Annotated in this window: 9 protein-coding genes and 1 pseudogene; 3 read left to right on the top strand and 7 right to left on the bottom strand. The window is 40.5% G+C overall.

Translation table 11 applies throughout. The features are described from left to right. Nucleotides 1-42: 42 nt before the first annotated feature. The 7 genes and pseudogenes from V7L29_RS34600 to V7L29_RS34570 form a co-directional block, all read right to left on the bottom strand. Nucleotides 43-846 (bottom strand): SDR family NAD(P)-dependent oxidoreductase, encoded by an 804-nt coding sequence (locus tag V7L29_RS34600; protein ID WP_334738320.1) that lies wholly within the window; start codon nt 844-846, stop codon nt 43-45. A gap of 644 nt (nt 847-1,490) precedes the next feature. Beyond that, a complete protein-coding gene (locus V7L29_RS34595) occupies nt 1,491-3,014 on the bottom strand; it encodes a thioester reductase domain-containing protein (protein WP_334738319.1) in 1,524 nt (507 codons plus the stop codon). 2 nt (nt 3,015-3,016) lie between these two features. Continuing rightward, on the bottom strand, nt 3,017-4,690 hold the full coding sequence (locus V7L29_RS34590; RefSeq protein WP_334738318.1) for a PfaD family polyunsaturated fatty acid/polyketide biosynthesis protein: 1,674 nt from the start codon (nt 4,688-4,690) through the stop codon (nt 3,017-3,019). Nucleotides 4,691-4,962: 272 nt separating this feature from the next. Beyond that, nucleotides 4,963-9,732, bottom strand: a complete 4,770-nt coding sequence (locus V7L29_RS34585) for a PfaB family protein (protein WP_334738317.1) — start codon at nt 9,730-9,732, stop codon at nt 4,963-4,965. Between the two features lie 146 nt (nt 9,733-9,878). Then, on the bottom strand, nt 9,879-11,606 hold the full coding sequence (locus V7L29_RS34580; protein ID WP_334738316.1) for an SDR family NAD(P)-dependent oxidoreductase: 1,728 nt from the start codon (nt 11,604-11,606) through the stop codon (nt 9,879-9,881). Between the two features lie 1,038 nt (nt 11,607-12,644). Beyond that, nucleotides 12,645-17,333, bottom strand: a pseudogene (locus tag V7L29_RS34575) (beta-ketoacyl synthase N-terminal-like domain-containing protein); the annotation flags it as partial. Nucleotides 17,334-17,757: 424 nt separating this feature from the next. Next, nucleotides 17,758-18,042: a hypothetical protein gene (locus tag V7L29_RS34570; protein WP_334688608.1), complete on the bottom strand. Its 285-nt coding sequence runs from the start codon at nt 18,040-18,042 to the stop codon at nt 17,758-17,760. 1,298 nt (nt 18,043-19,340) lie between these two features. On the opposite strand from V7L29_RS34570, the gene V7L29_RS34565 reads away from it, so the two are divergent. From V7L29_RS34565 to V7L29_RS34555, 3 genes are all read left to right on the top strand, one after another. Beyond that, entirely contained in the window at nt 19,341-20,549 is a 1,209-nt protein-coding gene (locus V7L29_RS34565) for an ABC exporter membrane fusion protein (protein ID WP_334688607.1), read from the top strand. A 49-nt stretch (nt 20,550-20,598) separates the two neighbouring features. Next, nucleotides 20,599-21,777 (top strand): ABC transporter permease DevC, encoded by a 1,179-nt coding sequence (devC, locus tag V7L29_RS34560; RefSeq protein ID WP_334688606.1) that lies wholly within the window; start codon nt 20,599-20,601, stop codon nt 21,775-21,777. Between the two features lie 197 nt (nt 21,778-21,974). Next, nucleotides 21,975-22,979 (top strand): NAD-dependent epimerase/dehydratase family protein, encoded by a 1,005-nt coding sequence (locus V7L29_RS34555; RefSeq protein ID WP_334738314.1) that lies wholly within the window; start codon nt 21,975-21,977, stop codon nt 22,977-22,979. Nucleotides 22,980-23,060: the final 81 nt, after the last annotated feature.

Here is a 23,060-nt window from a genome sequence, read left to right as displayed (position 1 = left end):
GGTTATTCTGCTTGTCCCCTTGTCCTTCTCATCTTCCCCTGCTTACTTATCTTCTTGCATATTTCTCACAATTTTTGTCACCAGCTTTCTGGGTACAAATCTGACGCTTTTTGCAAGTAGTTTATTGACAAAACCGGGAATCACAATGGTTTTGCCCTTCATTAAGGCATGATAACCAACTTCGGCTACTGTTTTTGCATCCATCATCTTCTTGCCCTTGAGCAACTTTGAGCCTGCCATTCCCGTTCTTTCATGAAAAGCAGATTCGGTTGAGCCTGGGCAAAGAACTGTCACAGTAACACCTGTACCTTCTAGTTCATTAGCGATCGCTTCTGAAAAAGATAAGATATAGGCTTTAGTAGCAAAATAAACCGCCATCAAAGGCCCTGGTTGAAAAGCAGCGGCTGAGGCGACGTTTAATATTTTTCCTTTACCTTGCTCTACCATGCCCTTCACAAATAGCTTAGTTAAATGGGTGAGACACACCAAATTTACCTGTAGCATTTCCAGTTCAGTCGCTAAGTCTGTTTCGTGAAATAATCCATAGATACCAAATCCAGCATTATTTACCAGTACATCAACCTTAATATTGGCGAGTTGCAACTCCGTGAAAATTTCTTCAGGAGCTGTTGATATAGATAGATCCTTAACAATAGTTGTAACAAGATTTCCAAATTCTTCTTGAAATTTAATTGCAATTTCTACAAGCTTTACCCCGTTTCTGTCTACTAAGACAAGATTATAATCATGAGCAGCAAAAATACATGCTAATTGATAGCCAATTCCACCTGCTGCCCCAGTAATAAGGGCAGTTTGTTTGCTCTGTCCTTGGTGTGTTGTGTTCATGTAAAAAGGTTGGTGAATTCAACTTGATGAAGCTGCATTGCATTTACAGTGGTTTTCGTTCTACAATTAAGTACGCGTAATATCTGAACCGACAAGAAATGTCTTAAGTTATTACCCTTTCAAATGCTTGTGTAATGCGTTGAATAAATGTAGCAGTCCAAACGCAAATTTAGGACTTCTGTATGGAAGAAGTTGGGCATTAAAGAAGTTCAGTTATTTCAGAGTGCTAGGGTAGACGCGTAGCAGCTTGTCGCCAGACATCGCTTTTGATTACTCACAAAAGCAAGCGGGTAAAATCAAACTTTTATGTCTGACACTAACCATTGTAGCTTCGATTGCTTCTGTCAAGAGGTGAATCCTAAAAATTTACATTATTGAGCATAAAAAAACAGGGCAATTATATTGCCGCTGTTGATGTATGAGTTGTTGGCTGGCATCTTAAATATTGGTTGTTTAGTAGTACTGAGTCATAAAGAACATGGACTAAACAAAACACAAAACTTCTGTTTTGTAGGGGAGCCAGTGCATTTCTCTGGTCAAGAGAGTTGTAGCAACTGGCGTTGTGTTACGGCTGACGCAGGGCATCGAAAATATCCAGGATGCTGCGTTACCTTCCTAACACATCCTACGCAATTTAGGAATTTCTAAGCGATATTTAAAAAACCACTTTGAATCAAGTAAGCGGTATAAGTCATAAACAATTGAGAGTCAATGGGAGGACAAACAATAGAACTGCCTGCTAATGCAATCAGAGTATCTTGGCAGCTAATATGGGGTCTTTTAGCTTGTAGGTACAAATCAGGAATAGTCAATTGTTCATCAGACCAGCGTTCCAGTAAAAAGGGTCGCAGAGTGTATAAAGGATTGTCCACAGAAGACACATTATTGATTAACTCTGCTTGCCATTCTTCATAAGGAATCATCTTAACTGAATAACCAAATGAGCGTATCCACTCAACTAGCATTTTCAAAGCGGCAGGTTGAGGATGTTGTAAATTGAAAGCTTTGCCTATGGATTCTTTTTGCCGTGATAGATAAACAATGGCTTTACTTACATAGTCCACAGGAGACATATCTAACATATAATCTACATCAGGAAAACTTCCCATTTGTAGACAGCCCTTGGTCATCAAATTGATAAAGTCATGTGTATTACAAATGCCTGTTTTGCTATCACCTGAAATCAGTGGCGGTCTGTAGATAGTTACAGGAAGTCCTCGGTCACGAGCAATTTTAACTAACTTTTCAGCTACCCATTTAGTTTGGGAGTAACCAAGATAAATACCTTCCCAATGATTGAATTCATCCTGTTCTTTGACAACCTTACCAGCATAAGCAGTCGATTCAAAAACTGCAACACTAGAAACGTAATGTACAGGCTTGACTTTAATTTGACATGCTAATCTCAAAACTTCTTGAGTTCCTAAAACATTAGCTGCCTTCAGTGCAGAGTAGGGAAAAACATAATTCAACAAAGCACCACTATGATATATAGTATCAATATTGGCAGCTAAAATTTGAAACTGTTCAGAGCTAATACCTAATAATGGCTGAGATAAATCACCGACAACAGGAATAATTCTGGAGTTAAATTGTTCTTCCCAAATTGCATACTGTTGCAGATTATTTTGTAGTTTGCTTTTGGCTTCTTCGGTATTAGCAGCACGCACTAAACAATAAATATCCGCATTAGTTTCCTGGAGCAATTCCCGAATGACAAAAGCTCCTAAAAAGCCTGTTCCTCCAGTTAAAAAGATATTTTTGGGTTCACCTACAGGCAAATTAAATGCAGCACCGGGATGAATGGTGGGGTCAAGAACAGCCTCGGCACTTAAATCTAAAACAGAGGAGGCAGCGTCGGCATTAGAAGATGTCTGACGCACAACTTTTGTGTCTTGAACCTGTGAATCTTCTTGCACTTCTTCAGCTAACCGCTGTGAAAGAGCTTTAATATTTGGGTAATGCCACAAGAGCAACGGAGATGGTTGAAATCCTAGCAATTTTTCTAATTTGCTTACTAGAATCATTGCTTGGGCTGAATCTAAACCATAGTTTTCTAAATGCTCTTTGACATCTATTTCATCAGTTGCTACTCCTAGCAAATCAGCTAAGTTAGACACCAAAAATACTTGAATATCACCTGCGGTGAAAGACTGTTTTATAGTCATTTTTAAATCTCCAACAATGTAGAACGAACAGGGTGATACTGACTGTAATAATCAGAAAGTTGCAGTCCTTGAATTTTTAAGCCTTGAATACGATATAAAAAGGCTGCACCAGTCATAATTTGGTAGGCAACATCAACTACCTGACGATTATTCGGCTCAGACAAGTAGGAACCCCGTGCCCAGTCATTGAAGCTACCCATTGCCGGGCCACACCAAATTTGATAATCAACTTCTCTACCTTTTTCACCAGAATTAGACCAACGAGAAGATAATCCTAAATACCAGCGGAAAATCAATGCCATTTTCAGTTTAGGATTATTGACCGCTTTACCCAACTTCTCTGGATTCTTTTGGGACAAATAAGCCGCAGTTCCTTCCCATACCTCAGCAATACTCTTGCGAAAAACTTGTTTTTCTAATTTCTCTCTTTCTGCCAAAGGAATCTCTTCAATTGAATCATAAGCGCGATATAGTTCAAATAATTTCTGCGCTCGCATGGGGAACATTGTACCCCGTTTGAGGACTTGCAGTTTGACTCCCATTTCAAACATATCTGCTGCTGGAGCCATCATCATATCAGCCATTTCTGCTTGAGCTAATAATTTTTTGGTATGTTCACAAGCTCCAGATTCAACGCATGACTGATTAATTGAGCCGGTCATTATATAAGCAGCACCCATCATAAAGGCTGCTAATGCTGATTGTGGTGTACCAATTCCGCCTGCTACTCCGATTCTAATAGGTATTTGGTAATGATATTGTGCTTGAATTTCATCCCGCAAGGCAATAATAGAAGGCAACAAACAAACCAAGGGACGGTTATCTGTATGACCACCAGAATCAGCTTCAACGGTAATATCATCAGCCATCGGAACTTTGGCTGCAAGAGTTGCTTGTAACTCAGTAATTAATCCTTGTTCAAGAAGTTCCTTAAGAATTCTCGCTGGTGCTGGTTGCAGAAATTTAGTGGCTACTTCTCGGCGAGAAATTTTGGCAATGACTTTATTTTTGATTTCAATTTGATTGGCGTTATTCAACCCCAGTCCAGATACACGGTAATAAACAATGTTGGGAGTCAAGTCGAGAAATGCAGATGCTTCTACTGTTCTCACTTGATATTTGAGGTATAAATCCACAGCCCGACGTTCAATCGTAGGTTCATTAGGACTGTGAATTAAATTAAAAGCATAAGGCCCTTGAGGTAAAGCTTGTTGAATGCGGTTAATGGCTACTTCCAAACGTTCTGGAATTAAACCACCTGCACCAAAGGAACTCAAAATTTGTGCTTTTCCCAGTGCAATTACCATTTCTTCGGAAGCAATTCCGCCAGCCATTGCACCAGTAGCATAGGCATATTTAACTCCATGAAAGGAGAGAAAATTCTGATCTCCAAACTGTTGAATGTGGATTGGTGCTGCAAATGTCAACAATTCGATTTGTGTTGTTGTACCATTATCGGTAGGGGATAAATACCCCTCATTTGTGACACCAATTTTCCCGGCAACTTTCACGATGTAGCAGGGTTTATCTAACAGCAAAAATTTATCTTTGATGCCTCTCTGCTCAAAAGATATAGATTCTAATGAACCTTTCCAAACCTGGTTTTGACTATGCGACCAGGCAGAGAAATTAAGACCATTATCGTGTTTACTCATTACCGTATCTACGGTTTTCACAGCAGTTATCCCTCGGATTATGATTACTAAATAAAGGGAGTGGGGAAGAAATATTTACCTTTTATCGGTTTACCTTTCCCTTCCCAAAGGTCATTGATGATTGAAGTATGTAGACTTCTTATTTTTCACAGCATCTAGAAAACCTCACTTCTATTCCTCTCCCCTTGAAGGAGAGAGGCTTTGAATTTTCCCTATTTGTGGGAAGGGGTCTAGAGGGTTAGGTTTTTTGTTGGTTTTTCCAAATGACATGAAAAGTCAGATGTAAATTCTTTTCAAGATTCATCGTTAAGCAAATTTTGGGCGCAAGTTAATTGCAATTGAATGATTTCGCTCATTTGCTGACTATAATCTTGTCTAGCTTGTAAAAAAGCAGTGTGCGCTTTAGTTATCTTTGAATTATTAGCATTGAGATTTTGATACTGAGTCTTATTTAAATCAAACATGCTGATGATGCTACTAATTTTTCGAGTGTTCAAAGGTGGGGAGGAAAGAGAATTTTGCTGCCCAATTACGCTTGACTCAGAAGATTGTAATTGTTCTCTTGTTTCAAAACCGTTATCAATGATATTTTTCGGTTTGACTTCTTCTAGTTGAGTAAAGGATGGCAAGATGTTAGGGGAATAACTTTGTTCTTGGGTTATCTGGTTAGAAATATTAAGAGAATCTGTGATTTCAGGTTGTGGGAAATTAAGTATGTTTTGATGCTGTTTTTTGAAGTGTTCACTTCTAAGATCCTCAGCTAAATTTTCAACAAGTTTGCGATTTTCGTCGCTCAAAATAGTAGCCGCAATTGATTTTCCACCCAAGGTAACTGTTCTCAGTGTTGCTTGATTTTGATTAGTGGTTTTTTGGGCTTTGCTGTACAGTGGTGATAAATCCACGTTCACCTGATGACTAAGTAGTTTTGCTAATGCTTTAACCATAGAAGCATGGTCATCCATACCTCTACGATTCAGAGAAACTGTGAGGTGTTCTTTGTTGCTAAGAATTTTATCAATCCATCGTGAACAGACACTACCAGCGCCTGCTTCTATAAATATTTTGACACCATCACCGTAGACACGATTAACTAATCGTGGAAAATCAAGTTCTTGGCATAATCCTTTAGCAATGTTGTGAGCGATCGCTTCACTTTCAAGTGCGATCGGTTGATAATCTGCGGCAGAATAAAAAACAATACCGGGCAGATTTTGGGATGGTAAAGTGTTTACCTTCTTGATTTCCTCGTACTGCGATCGCATCGCCTCACAATGGATCACGTGGTCAAAGGGAGCCGGGAAAGCGTTGCAACCTAAAGTTTGAATGACTCGCTTACAGGCTGCATTCTCACCAGCAATTAACACTTCTTCTGGTGTATTAATTTGAGTTAGATAAACGTGATTTTCCTGTTTCAGACATTCTCTAACTTGGGATGGAGTAGCCATGAGAACATAGGTATTCCAAAAATTGTTGTTTTGTGAATTTGCTGAATCTGTTAATCCCCAATATTCACGCACAGCATTTTTAGGGCCAGATAATTTATCGCCAAACAGAGGGGATGAGTTTAAAGTGTTACTTCCACCAGAAAAATTACTCCAAACTCCTTGGGCAGACATCATGCTAGTTTCGCCCAAACTATAGCCAAAGACACATTGTGGTTTAACTTGGAAATCATCTCGAATAATTGTAGTAATCAGTCGAGAATAGGCGATTTCTGTTTCAAACATCGCTAGGGAATCATCTAGAAATTCTTTTTCAAGAGTTTCTAATTGTCTGGTGGAAAATTTCTGCAAGCTTCGAGGATAAAGTCGTTGATGAATTTCGATGGCACGGTTAGCAAGACTATTGAATATCGTGTCATCGTAGACTTTCGGGAATAAGCGGAAGAGATTTTGACCGATACCTACATAAGAATTGACAGCTGCCGGATAAACGTAAGCGGTCGCTCCGGTTTTACCCAATGGTTTAGCTGTGAAATAACTTCCTATTGGTGTTTGCCAATCTGTGCCGTTCTCAAAGGCTTTGTTTACACCTTTGCGAGCAGATTCAATTTCTTTGAGTAGTTCTTTTTTGTTACGTCCTGTAATTGATAAAACGTATTTTGCCTCAGAATGTCCTTCAAAATTGGCAAATGTTTGGCTGGCGGTAGCCGATAAAGAGGAACTAGTTTCGATGGTTTGTTGAAGATTGTTAAGTAAATCTGGTATGTTAGAGCGATCGCTAACTGCTATAGGAAACAGAGAAAAAGGCATTTGCTGCAAATATCTGTTATCACGCTCCTCTTGGCTGGGTTCCTCCGATAAGATTAAATGGGCGTAACTCCCATCTATACCCATGCTGTTAATTGCTGCTATTCTGCGTATAGCGCCTTGATTGATAAACCAAGGTCTTGATTCCATTGCCACATAGAAGGGACTACCTTCCCATACTTGCGGTGTTTTGACACCAGACCATTTGGGTGTGGCAGGAATATACCTATAATAAAGACAGAGAGCGGTTTTAATTAAGCTAGCGATTCCCGATGCTGTATAAGTATGACCGATATTAGCTTTGATGCTGCCCAATGCACAGTGCAGACCATTGCCCACCTTCGGATAAGCTTGCAGCAAACCTGTGATTTCGGCTTCATCCTCTTGGGAAACGCCACTACCAAAAACTTCCACATAATTAACATCTGTGGGTTGAATATCTGCCATCAGGAAAGCTTGTTTGCAGACATTGCTGATAGCTGAAGCATCAGGCTTTACCAATCCGTTATTCAAAGTAGAATTACCTTGAGCAAAACTCACTGCATCAATGACTGCATAGATGCGTTCATTATCTTGTTTAGCGGTTTCGTAGCGCTTCAGGACAATTGCACCTGCACCTTCGCCAACCGTCCAGCCATTGGCTTGTTGGTCAAAACTCAACGTATTAACACCCGTATTAATTGGTGCAAATTGGTTGCGGAACAAGACATTTTCCACACCACCTGCCAAATCAACTGCACCAACAACCACCGCATCAACTTCCCCAGTAGCGAGTAGCATTTGTGCCACTTCCAACGCCTTGAGGGCAGAATTTTCGCCAGCCGTCATTGTGAATGCAGGCCCGGTGAAATTCCATAAAGCAGAAATTCGACTCGCCATGATGTTAGCGATGTGACTGACATATTCGCCGATTTCTACTGGGTGGTGAATGCTATCTTTGACAATGTTTTCCAGTTGCGCCAGCTGTTCAGTAGGCAAAGAAATTTCTTGGTTGAGTAAGCCGTCCTTAACCTGCCAAGATAGATTCCATCTTTGCTGTAGCTGATGCACAGAGAATTCTGTCTCAGCGGCAATAATCACAGCCACATTGCCACCCTCCTGTAATTTCGCATCTTTCACGGCGCGATCGGCAACTTTCAGGAGTAATAATTGTTGTGGGTTTAATTTTTCGATTTCATTAGGTGGGATTTTGTACGATAAAGTATCGATTTCAAAATCTTTGATGTATGCCCCAACTGGTGCTTTACCATCTGTTAAACCGTACTCTTTCAAGATATTTTCTTGATTTTCTATACCTTGCCATCTTTGAGGCGGTAGAGAAATAAAATGTTGGGTGCCATCATAAATACTGCGTTCAAAAGCATCTAAGCCATTGCAGTTACCGAAAAAGGCATCCATGCCGACAATGGCGACCTTGTAAGATGGAACAGGTGCAGTTGATTCAACAGATTGTGTTGTATTTCCTTGTTCTAAAATCAGATGAGAATTGGTGCCACCAAAACCAAAAGCGCTAATAGCTGCCCGTTTAATTGATGCGTTATTATTCGTCCATGCTGTAGCTGTTGTAACAATTTTCTCGGCGGAAATTATATTATTTTCCGAGGATAAAGGTTCAGTAACATTAATGGTTGGTGGAATTACGCCATGAGACATACTCAAAATCACTTTAGTCAAGCCAACCATGCCAGCAGCAGTTAGCAAATGACCAGTATTTGCCTTAGCAGAACCTACCAAAGGCGCAGCTTTATTTTCACCAAAGAAGGTTTCTACAGAGTTGACTTCAGTTGTATCTCCTAATAATGTGCCAGTAGCATGACACTCTAAATAATCGATGGTTTTTGGACTAATTTTTGCCTCTTTATAAGCTCGTTCAAAAGCTAAGATTTGTCCTTTAGGATTTGGACTAAGTAAATGCTTACCTTTGCCATCATTTGAAAGTCCATTACCGCAGATGGTAGCGAGAATATTATCGCCATCTCTGATGGCATCAGAACATCTCTTCAGCATCACCATCCCAACACCATCGGCGGGAATTAACCCTCTAGAGGATTTATCTAAAGGACGACTGATATCGTTTTCTGGATAACCTTGAACACCAGAAAATAACATCCGCACAAATAGTGAATCTGCACTACTAATGGCTCCAGCTAACATGGCGTCGGCTTTTCCAGACCATAAGTAATGAGATGCTAGTTTCATAGCATAAAATGATGACGAACAAGCAGCATCTAAACAGAAATTAATCTCAGATAAAGATAGGGCTTGAGTAATGATAGATGCTGGCAAGCCTGATATCATCGCATTATACAAAGACGCTTTATTAGCAGTTGGTAGAGTAGCTAAATCAAAGTCTTCATACTGCAAAAGTTCTTTGACAGCAGGGGTAAGAACTTTCTGGTAAATGGGAGAGAATAATTGATTAGATAGTTTTGTCGGTAATGACAAATTACCTAAAATGATGCCACATTTTGAGAGAACAGTTTGATTACCCCAATAACCACTCTGCACAATTGCTTGTTTAGCAGCATACAATGACCATTTGAAGGTGTTATCTAAACTAGCAACAAATTCTGATGGCAGATTGTATTCAGTAGGGTCAAACTGAAAGTTACGGATGTATCCGCCTTTGAGTGAATAGGTTTTGTCTGGTGTACCTTTAACTGGATTGTGAAAGATTGTCGGATCTACTCCGATTTCTTCGAGTGTTGCAGAGGATATCGAATCTTTTTGAGTAACAATATTTTGCCAGAATTCTTCGGGGTTTTTAGCATCGGGGAATAGACATGATAATCCGATGATAGCTATTTTTTCCATTAGTTATATCCTTAAGGTTGGGTATTAGGCAAGAGATATTTAAAAGGCAGGATTTACGCTGTTCCCCAAACTTTCAAGACACGGTTGCTAAAGAAATAGCTGACGCACGAGGCAAAAGAGGTGCACAGAGAAGAAGTTAAAAATTACTAGTTTCTGAGTGATTTCATTGACCAAATAATTGCATGGGCGCCGAGCATACGTGAATATATTTGTCCTTGACGGTCATGTATGATAAAGTCAGCGATCGCACTAGTTGCTGTTTTCGCTTTCACTTCACAAGAAACGTAAAAAGGTTTGTTATGTGGTGTAGGTGCAAACTGTTCATAGGTTTCCACCTTACCAGGTAAACAAGCTTCTTGATGAAAGTGCTGTGTCCAAATCCATAACCCGTGCATACTCAAATCAATCGTATAAGGATTCACCCATTGCACTGGAAATTGTCCTTGTTGCTGGGAGCTGATTTCTTCCCAAAGACATTCTGTAGTGATTTTTTCAGGGCTGATATTTAAGACTTTCTTGACTTCCTGAAAAGCAGGGCCATGAAATAATGTAGTTCCTCCATTTTGGTAAAAAGCTTTTCCTGTAGCGGTGATGATGTTATCCTGTTCAAAATTAATTGATTCATAAGTAGGTGCAATCGGAATTTTTCGCTGGAGATTGAGTTGAGCACTAAAATGATAATGAATTTTTCCTTCTAGATTTTTACTCCAAATTTTTGCTTTAACTTCGATGTTTTCAAAGCTCACCTTGGAAAATTCTTCTATTTCTAAAACATGTTCCTTTGCTAAGGATTCATTGAAAGTAATCCCCTTCAAAATTTTAAAATCTTTGTGATAGAACAATCTGTAACCGGGATAAAGTTGTTCACAGGCATTAATCATCCATGTCATTGCACAAGTTGCTGGTAAAACTGGAGAACCAGCGATAGTATGATCTAGCAAAAAGGGATTAGCTGCTAGTGTGATTTGGCGACGAATCTGATGGGTTCGCAGTTGAGAATCTAGTTCTGTAGCAAGTGGAACAAGTGTGCTACCAATCACAACTTGTGCAGTTGCATGATTGGCGTTACCCATTTCTTTAACGAGCATTTGTGCCCCAGCCGCAATCGGAATTACTTCAATTCCACGCTCTTGAAAAACTTTTTTTAATTCCGGTGTCACCATCCCACTATCCCAAGCACCCCAGTTGATAGCGACTACATGACATGAAGGATAGTGTTGCTTGAAGATATGCGCTGATTTGTTGAGAATTTCATTAGCGATCGCATAATCAGATTGTCCGGTATTTCCGTGAAATCCTGTTACAGAAGAAAACAAAACTAAATGCTGAAGTTGATTGGGATTAATGCAAGTAAGTAGATTTTCTAATCCTTGCACTTTGGCGGTATAAACTTTTTCAAAATCCTGTTCTGTTTTCTTTTCAATTAATTTATCGGCTAAATTTCCAGCTCCATGTATGATGCCTGTAATTGGGCCCATACGTTGTACAGAAGTGGCAAGTTTTTCCTGTAAAGCCTGTGTATCTGTGACATCGACGCTAATATATTCTGCTTTGGCTCCTGTTTTTTGAATTGCTGCGAGGGTGTTTTTAATTTCGCGGCTGGAGGTAATTTGGTTATATATCTTTTGCACGCTCATGGGTGTGGGCTTCTCTCCTTGGGAAAGAAGATTTTCCATAATGCGTTTTTTCAATGCTGATTCATCACAATCTTGAGCAAAATCTGGCTCGGTTTCTAAAAGTTCGGAGCGACCGAGAAGGATAAATTTGCAGGGTTGCTGCTGTGCTAATTTGATAGTACACTCAGCCGTAATCCCTTTTGCACCGCCGCTAACGACAAAGACAGATGATGGACTAAGCTGGGCTGTTTGGGTCATAAATCCTCGTGAATAACTGAATAAACTGGGGTTTTTTGATATACGAACCGCAAAGGGCGCAAAGGACGCAAAGTAAGAGAAATAAGTAATCTTCTTGTATTAAGAATGAAGTTAAAAAACATCTTAATAGCAGCCCTAAAAAATTTGTGAAATTCTCTGTTTATTTCTTCTCTTTGCGCTCTTTGCGTCCTTGGCGGTTCGTTAAAACAGTAATTTTCACAATTCAAATAGGACTGCTACATCAGCCTTTTAATCGGCGATAAGGGTGACTCGTCCTTGTGAGCCGTAGCCAACTTCACTAATATAAAGATTGGGGTCGTGAAGCTCGGCTATGATGTTTTGTACTGACTGTTTGGCGTCAAGTCTGGGACTTAGGTCGATCGCACGAGTGAAAACCTTTGGCCATTCCCATCTCAGAGTTTTGGTTAATCCGAATAAACCAGCGCCAATCGCCCCAAAGTTGACTTTGTACTCTAAGCCGAAAGCGCCGTCGAGATGAGCAACTGTGCAAAAACAACTACGTCCATGATCTGCGGCTTCGTTTAGAGAGGGTTTGAGGTGTTTCGCCATCAAAAATACGTGCTTGACGATCGCCTTTTCTTGTTCGAGATAGGGAATTGTCCCGGTGTGATTTGCTACGAAAAGAGGATGTAGATGGACGAAGGCCCCAATCGCTCCGCAGTGAGATGCGATCGCTTGTAGTTGTTGTTGGAGATGTTCTTCACTCAAGTTTGCCAAGGTGACGCGGGTTACTCCTGTGGGTAACGGTGCTTGTTGGGCGATCAGCGATTGGGGAAAGCTGACAACTACTACTTTCCAGCCTTGGGCGATTAGGGATTCAGTTAATTTATAAGTGGTGAGGGAACCATCATCGGTAATTAAACCGATGTGTCCCTCTGGTAACGTGAAATCCAAATAATCTGGCTGTGGTAGGCTTTTGAGTTTGACGGGATGGCGTTGGATATTATGCTCTAATTCGGGTGGCTGTTGGACAAACTCAGGCTCAAACTTTTTTTTTTCACCTCCAGCTAACTGCTGTAGGTAATCGACTATTTGACCGATGGTGCGGAGTTCTCCCAGTTCTTCGATATTTGGCTTGGGTAAGTTGGGGTACATTTCTTGCATCGCCCCTAAGATTTCTACCCGTTTGATGGAGTCAATCCCTAAGTCGGCTTCCATATCCATTTCCAACTCCAGCATCTCGACTGGATAGCCGGTTTTATCACTGGTGATGGCTAATAGCGTTTGACCTAAGTCTGCAAATTCATCAGTTACAACTGGTTCTGTGTTGAATGCGACAACTATGCTCGGTTCAGGTGAAGTGATTACCTCAACTACAGGTGTAGTCTCTACTGAAATCTCGTCGGTTGCTTGTTGTATTTCGTGAATTGCAATTTCTACAGAAATACTTCTGGAAGCATGGGATTGCAGATACTCGACAACTTGACCGATGGTGCGTTTTTCTGCTAGTTCTTCTAAATTGGGCTTGGGTAGGTTGGGGTACATTTCCTGTAGCGCCCCCAGGATTTCCACCCGTTTGATGGAGTCAATCCCTAAGTCCGCCTCCATGTCCATGTCCATTTCCAGCATCTCGACTGGGTAGCCCGTTTTGTCACTGGTGATGGCTAACAGGTTTTTATCCAAGTCAACAATATCGATGGTTGCGCCAGATACAGGTGCAGCAGTTGTAGGTGCTGGTTCTGGGCTGAATGCGATAACTTCGTTGACTGGGGGTGAGCTAATTTTGACTACAACCTCGCTTTGAGGTTCTACTACTGGGACAGGTGGCTCGGCTACAGGCTCTACTGTCTCAACACTGGGGAAATGGGGAGTCGGAAGTAGAGACGCGATTGATTGCGTCTCTGGAGATACAGGAGTTTCAATTACAGGCTCTACTATCTGGGGAGCGGGCGGCAGAGGTGCTTGGGTAACATTTAAGCCATTTTTAGCTACTGGCTCAGTTACAGGCAAAGGCTGGCTTTCTACTATCTTGGTAGTAGGGGGTACAGGTGCGTCTGTGACAGTTGTTTCTGTGGTGAATGGGATGAAATGATGTCCTATCCCATTGTTTAATTTCTCTTGAGGTTGAGTCGCTCCATCACCTGAGATGATTTGAGAATATTCTTGCTGTATGAGTTGGAAAAAGTTTTTGGTATATTCCAGCTGCTCTTGGAGATATTGCTCATGGATGCGTAGAGTTTCACCTTGTTGGGAGTGAAACTGCATCATGCTGCGCTCTAAGCTTTCCATGACAACTAGCTTCATTTTGGCAGTTTCTGCTGTCGATTTACTTTCACTCAACAGGGAATTCTGCTGTTGCATCAGTTGGAAAAACGCTTTGGCGTATTCCATTTGATGGTTGAGATAAGTACCGTGAACTTGTAAATTCTCGGCTTGATTTTGCTGAAACTGTGTCAGGAGATATTCTAAACTTTCTAAAAGTTGTTGGTAATTTGTAAGTTTTTCTGGTGTTGGTTGCATCTTAGATTCCTGGGCTGGTTGTGAAAGGGTCACAGGATTCATTTGTTGCTCTGTTTGGGTGATGAGATCAGAAGTCACACCGTTCATTGATGGGGTGGTGATTAGGGATGTTTTTTTATGTCCATTAGTCTCTCCCACTGCCAGAGTTGGAGTTACATCTGGACTGGTAAATAAAGGAGCCGCATCAAAATATTCAGGGGTGGGGTGGCTCGGTGTCACGGTAGGTAATGTAACTTTGTGCCCGTTCTCCAAAGCTTGAGCAAAGGCGTTTTTCGTTTTTTCGGATCTGTAGTTGATGCCGTTCAAACGTACATTTAACGCCTTCTTGTTATCAATTGGGGGTAGAGTTTGGGGAAGTTGATAAGGGTCGAGGTTATTCAAAACCAGACCAATTACCCGCAACTGCACAACTGCTTCCCGCAAGGAGCGATCGCTATTCTTTTGGGTGCTGGGGTTCAAAGATACGGTGATATGTGGACGATTGCCAAGGATATCTTTTACCAAGTTGGTGAGAATTCTTCGCGGCCCAAATTCCACAAAGCAAGTACCACCGGCTGCATAGATATTTTCAATTTCCTGCTTAAACAGCACTGAGTTGGAAAGGTGCGTTTCCAGGATTTTTTGAATACCTTGGGGTTCCTTGGGATATTGCTTACTGGTGACGTTGCTGTAAACAGGGATTTTGGGACTTTGGAATTTGACGGACTTAGTAGCGATCGCAAAGGATTTTTGAGCAAAGGCAATTAACGGTGTATGGAAAGCTGCTGATACAGGTAACAATACAGCTGTATATCCTTTCTCGTGTAAAGCCTCTCTGACTCTGGCTATTTCTGCGGTCGGCCCAGCTAAGACAAATTGAGTCGGAGAATTTTGATTAGCGATCGCTACTTGCGGAAAATGCCTGATTACTACTTCCACTTTGCTGATGTCTTCTTTGACAGCCAGCATACTACCCGCATCATGATCCGGGTCTTCGGGAGCCGCCATTGCTTGACCCCTAGCTTTCACCAAGAATAAGTAATCTTCTGTACTCAAAACCCCCGCAGCCCACAAAGCTGTCAGTTCTCCGAAGCTGTGACCGGCAACAAAATCTGACTTGAACCCAGCTTGTTGCAGTATGCTGTACATCCCTGCACTCAACACCCCAATGGCTGGTTGAGCATATTCTGTGCGTTGTAAGGCAGCAATTTGAGCATTTTTTTCTGCTTCTTCAAACACAGGATGAGGAAAAACTATCTCTGAAAGCGGCTGCAAATTATCTTTGATTAACAGGCTATCCATATAACCATGAAGACGCCGCATCAAAGGAAAATTCGTTACCAGTTCCCGGCCCATCTCCAAGTATTGCGAACCTTGACCAGAAAATAAAGCGACAACTTTTCCACCCAACTCCATACCAGAGGCGCGGTAGTAAATTCCTTGGGGATGCTCCCAAGATGCTGCTGACCCTTTATGTTTCAGCCAGTCAATGCTAGTTTGCAACAACTTGCAAGCTTCTTCCAAATTCTCAGCTATAAACCCAAATCTGGCAGCAGAGAGGGGAATTTGTGGTGATTTGCACTCATTGACTAATTGTGCATAGTGTGTATTTGCTTCAGGCGATCGCAACTTACTTAAAATCTCTTCAGATTTGCTCAACAATTGGTCTACTGTCGGAGCAAACAACAGCACTTCACTAGCACCGCTGTGTAAGCGGTAAGCGTGGTTCTGGTCGGCTTCATATTCTTCCAAAACGACATGATAGTTAGTGCCACCAAAGCCAAAAGAACTCACACCCGCGCGTCTTGGCGCTTCCCCTTCTGGACGAATCCAAGGTCTGGTTTCGGTATTCAAATAAAAGGCGGAATTTTTAATATTGAGTTTGGGGTTCGGCTCGGTGATATTAATTGTCGGCGGTAATACTTTGTGATGTAATGCCAAAGCAGTTTTAATCAAACTCGCCGCACCCGCAGCCGCTTTTGTGTGTCCAATTTGCGATTTCACACTACCCAAAGCGATGTGCTGTTTTTTGTGATCATGTCCGTCAAAGAAGTCTTTTAAAGAACCGAATTCCGTCGGATCTCCAGCCATTGTACCGGTGCCATGTGCTTCCATCAAACCAACAGTAGCGGGAGAAAAGCCTGCATCTTCATAAGCACGTTCTAAGGCTTTAACTTGACCTTCTTTGCGGGGAGCATAAATGCTCTTGTAGCGTCCATCGCTGGAAGTGCCAATGCCTTTGATCACGGCATATATTTTATCGTTGTCACGTTCGGCATCTTCCAACCGTTTGAGGACAATCATGGCGATACCTTCACCCAGCATCATCCCATCCGACTTAGCATCGAAAGGTTTGACATTCTCACTGGGAGAAACAGCTGGTGTTTTGCTGAAAGATATGTAAGCCATGATGGTGTTATCGGTATCAACACCACCAGTCAGCATCATGTCAGAACGATGCTCAACTAGCTCACTAATTGCCATCTTTAAAGCACCAAAGGAACTAGCGCAAGCGGCATCAACTACGCAGTTCATTCCGCCAAAATTTAGGCGATTGGCAATTCTACCCGCGACTACGTTAGCTAACATTCCAGGGAAAGCGTTCTCATCCCACTTTACATAGGCGCTTTTGATTTTTTCAACGATTTTTTGCGTATCCTCGTCGGATAAACCACTGCTCTTGAGCGCTTTTTCCCAAATAGGATATTCTAACCTCGCAGAAAGTGGCATTCCTAATTGCTTGGCCATAGCCACGCCTAAGATTACCCCAACAGTCTCGCGGCTAAACTCACGTTGTTCGCCATAACCTGCATCTTCCATCGCCTCTTTCGCAACTACTAAACTTAATAGTTGCGATACATCTGTTACTTCCAAAATGCTGGGCGGTATGCCGAATTCCATCGGGTTAAAATCAACCTCTGGAATAAACCCGCCTCTTTTACAGTAAGTTTTATCCTCAGAGGTTCTGGGATTTGGATCGTAATAATCCTCGACGTTCCAATGGGTCGAGGGAACATCAGTAATACAATCAATTTTGTTTACTATATTTTGCCAGTATTCCCGCAAGTTTCTGGCTTTAGGCAATAGAGACGCCATCCCAACAATGGCTATAGGATTATGTTGTAATTGTCTGTTAATTTTGTTGATTGACACTGATTTATCTGACTTCATTTTTTTTTCCTCTATAGACCTCATTACAGCCTTTTCACAATTATTGATCAGGCTCTCTAACTCCGCTAAGGCAGTATCAATGGAATGAGCAGACATAGGGCATAGTTAGTACTGTGGATTGTGTAGCTACAGTAATTTCTGTTGCCTACTAATTAATGAAAATCTCTTGTTTTGTAAGCAGTTAGCTATCTTATCTGCACTAAATGCTTTTCTCCAATTCGACACCACACGACACATACTGCCTTGAGAAAGCCTTAGATTTACAGGCAATTTTGGCACACAGCGATCGCACAAAAATGTTATACAACGCTAGATTCTTGATATTGTGGCAATAGGTCAACCAATTTTGGATTTTAGATTTGCAATTTTAGATTTGCTTTCTTCGTAGCGTTAGCAAGTCTTGCCTACAGCACGCTGCGCGTAGCTTACTTGAGAGTAGGGGTACGAGCGTCTTTTAGATTTGTTCCACCCACAATAAGTGGAGGACAAACCAAAAAAATCCAAAATCCAAGTTGCGCTGTCAGCGCACCTTTGGTGCGATCCAAAATCTAAAATTGGCATGGTCGATGACGTTGTTAAAACTGGTAAAATAGTCTTGGAGTGTAATAACTGCTTGACCAGGAAATTCAATCCATTTGTAATGGAAGAGATTTTGAGCAATGGTATCCCACTGGAACGATGGAAACTGAGGAGTAGATAAGGGAACAGAAACGCTTTTTTCGCCCGAAACCATTTGATTATTTAGCTTAATTGCAGTAACGTAGCTGGTATTCATGACAACGTTCTGTATCTTGATAAATGTCATAGCCAGTTTCAATGTCCAGGATAATTAGTTTATGGGATTTGACCCAGCAAAGTTGACAAGTTCGTTACAGAAAAGACACCACCTTTAATCCGAATTTATGCAAGTTGAAAAAGTAATTAAACGATCACAAAGTGATGGTAAAGCAGTTATGTTTAGTTATTTTTAATTTAAAAATATCAATTAAATAACTAGTTTGTCTAACCACTTTAAAGCATTGAATTAATAAAAACACTAACATACTTTACAGAAACTAAATCATTTCTTTAAAGTTATTTCATAAATAAACCTCCACCATAACTGGTGTAAATTTTGAATAAGATTAAGCATGAAAGTATAATTTATGACTAAATGAATGTGGTAAATATTTTGTTATCTACGAGTTACCCAGAAATTATCGCTGGATTAAGTTAACAATATAAATCTGTTGTCTAGTAAGTAACAATTCAATGAATACAAAGATAAATTGAATAACCATAAGTGTTTTTTCTCAGAGAAACATCATAATTGAGCCAAAGTTTTTGGTTATTTTTGAATATAAGTCAAGTTAAGAAGCAAAGCGGTTATTTATAAAGCAAATGTTAATTTTTAGTATGTTGCTTGATAAACATAATATGGGTTAAATGAGTTTTCAGTAAAAAATGAACCGAAGTAAAGCTCAGATTTTGCATCTACCAACCGATTTGGTGTGCAATCAATTGCAGGGCTAGATGTTGTTAGCCAAATAGATAATAATGTCTTAGATTACACAACCTTGGTAACAATAATCTGTTATTAATGTCAAATCTGCTTAAAAATTAACCATCTGTTGGTATTCAATTGGCAGACCAAGGATTAGTGATGAGTAAATTTTTTCAGTCTCTAATCTTACTGTGATGAAATATTATAGTGAGAGAATCAAGACTTATACAAGGTAAATTGGTTGACAAAAATCAATTTTTACGCCATACTTAATGACAAGTTTATCCAAGTTTTGAGTTCATTTTTACTGACGCTTCGTTGTTCTTGAGAGTTAAGTTTTCTGGTTAACACTATTGTATTTTACGCTACTGGATTAGATATCAAATCAGGATATAACTTAGGAAGCTTTGAAGTAACACACCATTAATTTTTACGCCACAATAGTGAGTTTGGGCGGCAAAAGCGTAAAACAATTCATATAAAACCAATTTAGACCCATCTACTTAATTAAGGTAGAAACCCTAGAGGAAAAGCGCTCTTGGTAATTTGCGGATGAGTCTATTCAAATCGACTAAATATAACCAAGCTATCCCCTAAAAAAACAGAATTGGAATAAAAACATGGCAGTAAATAAAGAAAGCCGATTATTCACAAAACCCACAGGTCGATCGCAAGTAATTTTAGCAACTTCTCTGACTTTAGCGGCGGGATTAATCACTTTCTATAGTTTGGCATCGTTTTGGTCTAAACCTAAAGTTCAGACACCGCAAGCGTTTCCTCCAAAAGCTGCGACTCCTGCGAAAGTTGCTGTGACTGCCTTGGGACGTTTGGAGCCAGAAGGCGAAGTTACTTCTTTGACTGCTCCCGCTTCCAATAATGGGGTGCGGGTAGAAAGATTGTTGGTGAAAGAAGGAGATACGATTAAAGCAGGGCAATTATTGGCGTATCTAGAAAATTATGGTCGTTCTAGAACAGCTTTGCAACAGGCTTTAGACAAACAGCAAGTTGCCAAAGCTAAACTAGCGCAGGTCAAATCTGGAGCTAAAACCGGAGATGTCAATGCTCAAAAGGCAGCGATCGCCCGTTTAGAGCCAGAATATAAAGGAGACGTTGCCACACAACAGGCGACAATAGACCGCATCCAGGCTGAAGTAGACAATGCTCAAGCCGAGAACGATCGCTATCAGCAATTATATAAGCAAGGTGCGATCGCAGCTTCCATAGCAGATACCAAAGCTTTGCAACTAAAGACTACACAACAGCAACTGACAGAAGCTCAAGCCACTCTCAAGCGAACTCAAGACACATTCCAAGAACAACTCAAGCAAGCACAAGCTACACTCACGAGTATTAGCGAAGTGCGTAGTGTAGATGTTCAAGTAGCACAAACCGAACTCAACAGTGCAACTACTGCTGTTCAACAAGCAAAAGCCGACTTGGATTTAAGTTACATCAAATCTCCCATAGATGGCAAAATTTTGAAAATTCACGCCAAAACCGGAGAGGTAATCAACACCAGCACAGGATTTGCTGAAATAGGTAAGACATCCCAAATGTATGTGATTGCAGAGGTGTATCAAACCGATGTTCAAAAAGTGCGTGTAGGTCAAAAAGCCACTATTAGGAGCACTGCATTTACTGGAATATTACAGGGAACTGTCAAAGAGATTGGTTGGCAAGTTGACAAGCAAAACATCTTCAGCCTTAACCCTGGATCAGATACAGATCGGAGAATAGTTGAAGTAAAAATCTCTATTGATAATCCCGCAGATAGTAAACGAGTGGCTCGTTTAACTAACTTACAGGTAGATGTTGCCATTCAAATATAGTCATTAGTCGCTGAGAACAAATGACAGTTAACAAATAACAAATAAATTCATGGTTTTCAAAATACCTTTAGCATGGCTACAGCTAGCCCAGCAAAAAGTTCGTTTACTAGTAGCTGTAGCCGGGATTGGTTTTATTGTGCTGCTAATGTTTGTGCAACTTGGTTTCCAAGATGCTCTCTATTCCAGTGCGACCGCAGTGCATCAGCATCTTAAAGGAGATTTATTTATAGTTAGTTCGCAATATAAATCTTTGACCTCAAATCAAAGCTTTTCGCGAACTCGTTTGTACCAATCTTTAGGGTTTAACGGTGTAGAGTCAGTTAGCCCCATGTATTTGCAATTTGCCAAACTTAAAAATCCGGCAACTAGTGAGAAATATTCAATATATGTTATTGGTTTCGATCCAGGCAGACCTGTGATGAACATCCCAGAAGTTGAGGAAAATTTAGATAAACTCAAAATTCCCGATGTCATGCTTTTTGACCGGAGTTCTCGTCCAGAGTTTGGCCCAATAGCTGAAAAATTTAATGCGGGAGAAACTGGACAGACAATTGAAATATTTCCCTTCAATTCATTAATTGGCTATCGAGTGAGAATTGGTGGTTTATTCAGCTTGGGGCCTTCCTTTGGGGTAGACGGCAATTTACTTGTTAGTGACTCAACTTTCTTGAGGATAAATCCCAATACTCGTCCGGCAGATATGATAGATATCGGTTTGATTTCCCTCAAACCTGGTACTAATGCAGAAACAGTACTGAAAAATTTGCAAGCAAGTTTGCCTAATGATGTCCAAGTTTTTACACGCCAAGGCTTTATTGATTTTGAAAAAAAATATTGGGCAGTCAGAACACCCATTGGTTTTATACTTAACTTGATGTTGACAATGGCTGCGGTTGTTGGTGTGGTTATTGTTTATCAAATTCTTTACAGCAATATTGCTACACAGTTCGTCGCTTACGCCACTTTAAAAGCCATAGGTTATGCCAATACCTATTTATTAAATGTGGTATTTCAACAAGCTTTAATTTTGGCTATCTTAGGCTATATTCCAGGATTTATTACTTCTGTGCTGTTATATAGTTTTGCAAAAGAAGCAACCAAATTACCAATATTTATGACCACTAATAATGCACTGATTGTCTTAACATCAGCAGTTTTAATGTGTATAACGTCAGGAGCACTTGCTATCAATAAACTCCGTTCCGCTGATCCAGGAGATATTTTCTAGCTGATTCCTAACAGCAAAATAATCAAATTATTTTGCCCTGATATAGACTCAAAACTAAGTATTGGTACAGCCTCTCCAGAGAAAAGTTGTTCTTTATACCAATTTGAGATTAAAAGTTTTTACCAAATTCTAATTTGGTATAACTTTGAAGTCTTTTGCTAACTCAAATTCACCTATTTAACAATAATCCCGACTTTATGAACCTCAAAAACAAGACCCTCCTAATTACTGGGATTGATGAACTTGTCGGTTTGCGTACAGCCGAGTTAGCCATAGTGCAAGGAATGAAGGTTCGTGGACTGCAAAGTTCTACAGAACAAAACAAACAATTACAGAATTTAGGTGTTGAGGTAATTATTGGTAGTATCACCGATCCTACCACTGCCCAAAAGGCTTGTCAGGGAGTAGACATCGTTTTACATACATATCAAATTGCCGAAGAAGCTGGCGCAATTAACCATTTTCGTGATGTCAATGTTGGCGGTACTGTCAACATAGCTCAAGCCGCTAAACAGGCTGGTATCAAGACATTTGTGCATCTTTCCAGTGTGATGGTTTACGGTTTCAACTATCCTAATGGTGTTACAGAATCCGGACCACTCTCTGGCGAAAATAATTCATACTGTCAAACGAAAATAGAAGCTGAAACAGCACTTTTAGAACTGAATAATCCCCCAGATTTTGGCATCATCGTTATTCGAGCCGGGGATATTTACGGCCCAGGAAGTATTCCTTGGATAGTCAGACCAATTCTGATGATGCGCCAAAAATTATTTGCCTATGCCAACGATGGAAAAGGAGTGATCAATCATGTGTATATAGATAACCTGATTGATAGCATCTTTCTAGCGATAGAAAAAGAAACCTACGGTGAAATATTTAATATCACCGACGGACAAGAAACTTCCTGGAAAGAGTATTTTATGCGTTTAGCAGCAATGGAAGGTTTATCAGCACCCCTTTCATTACCAAAAGATGAAATCAAGTTGTTTCTAAAGCTACGTGTTCAAGGACAAAAACTTTTTCGCCAAAAAGTTGATATTTTACCTGAGTCTATAGATTTTATGACTCGTCCCTATGCTTGTTCCATTGTCAAAGCACAAAGCCTGTTAAATTATAAACCAACAATTGACCTAGAATCAGGAATGCAGCAAACACATAAATGGCTGCAAAAAACAGATATCCAACGCTTGCTCAAATAGTCCATAAATTTTCGTAATCATTGTTGGATTGTAAGGAGTTAGGAGCGGAGCGTCTTTGCTTCTGGATTCTGATTTATGAAT

This window comes from Nostoc sp. (genome assembly GCF_036916575.1).
Lineage (GTDB): Bacteria > Cyanobacteriota > Cyanobacteriia > Cyanobacteriales > Nostocaceae > Nostoc.
Note: the sequence above shows the minus strand (reverse complement) of the source record. Positions and strands in the feature narration are given on the sequence as shown.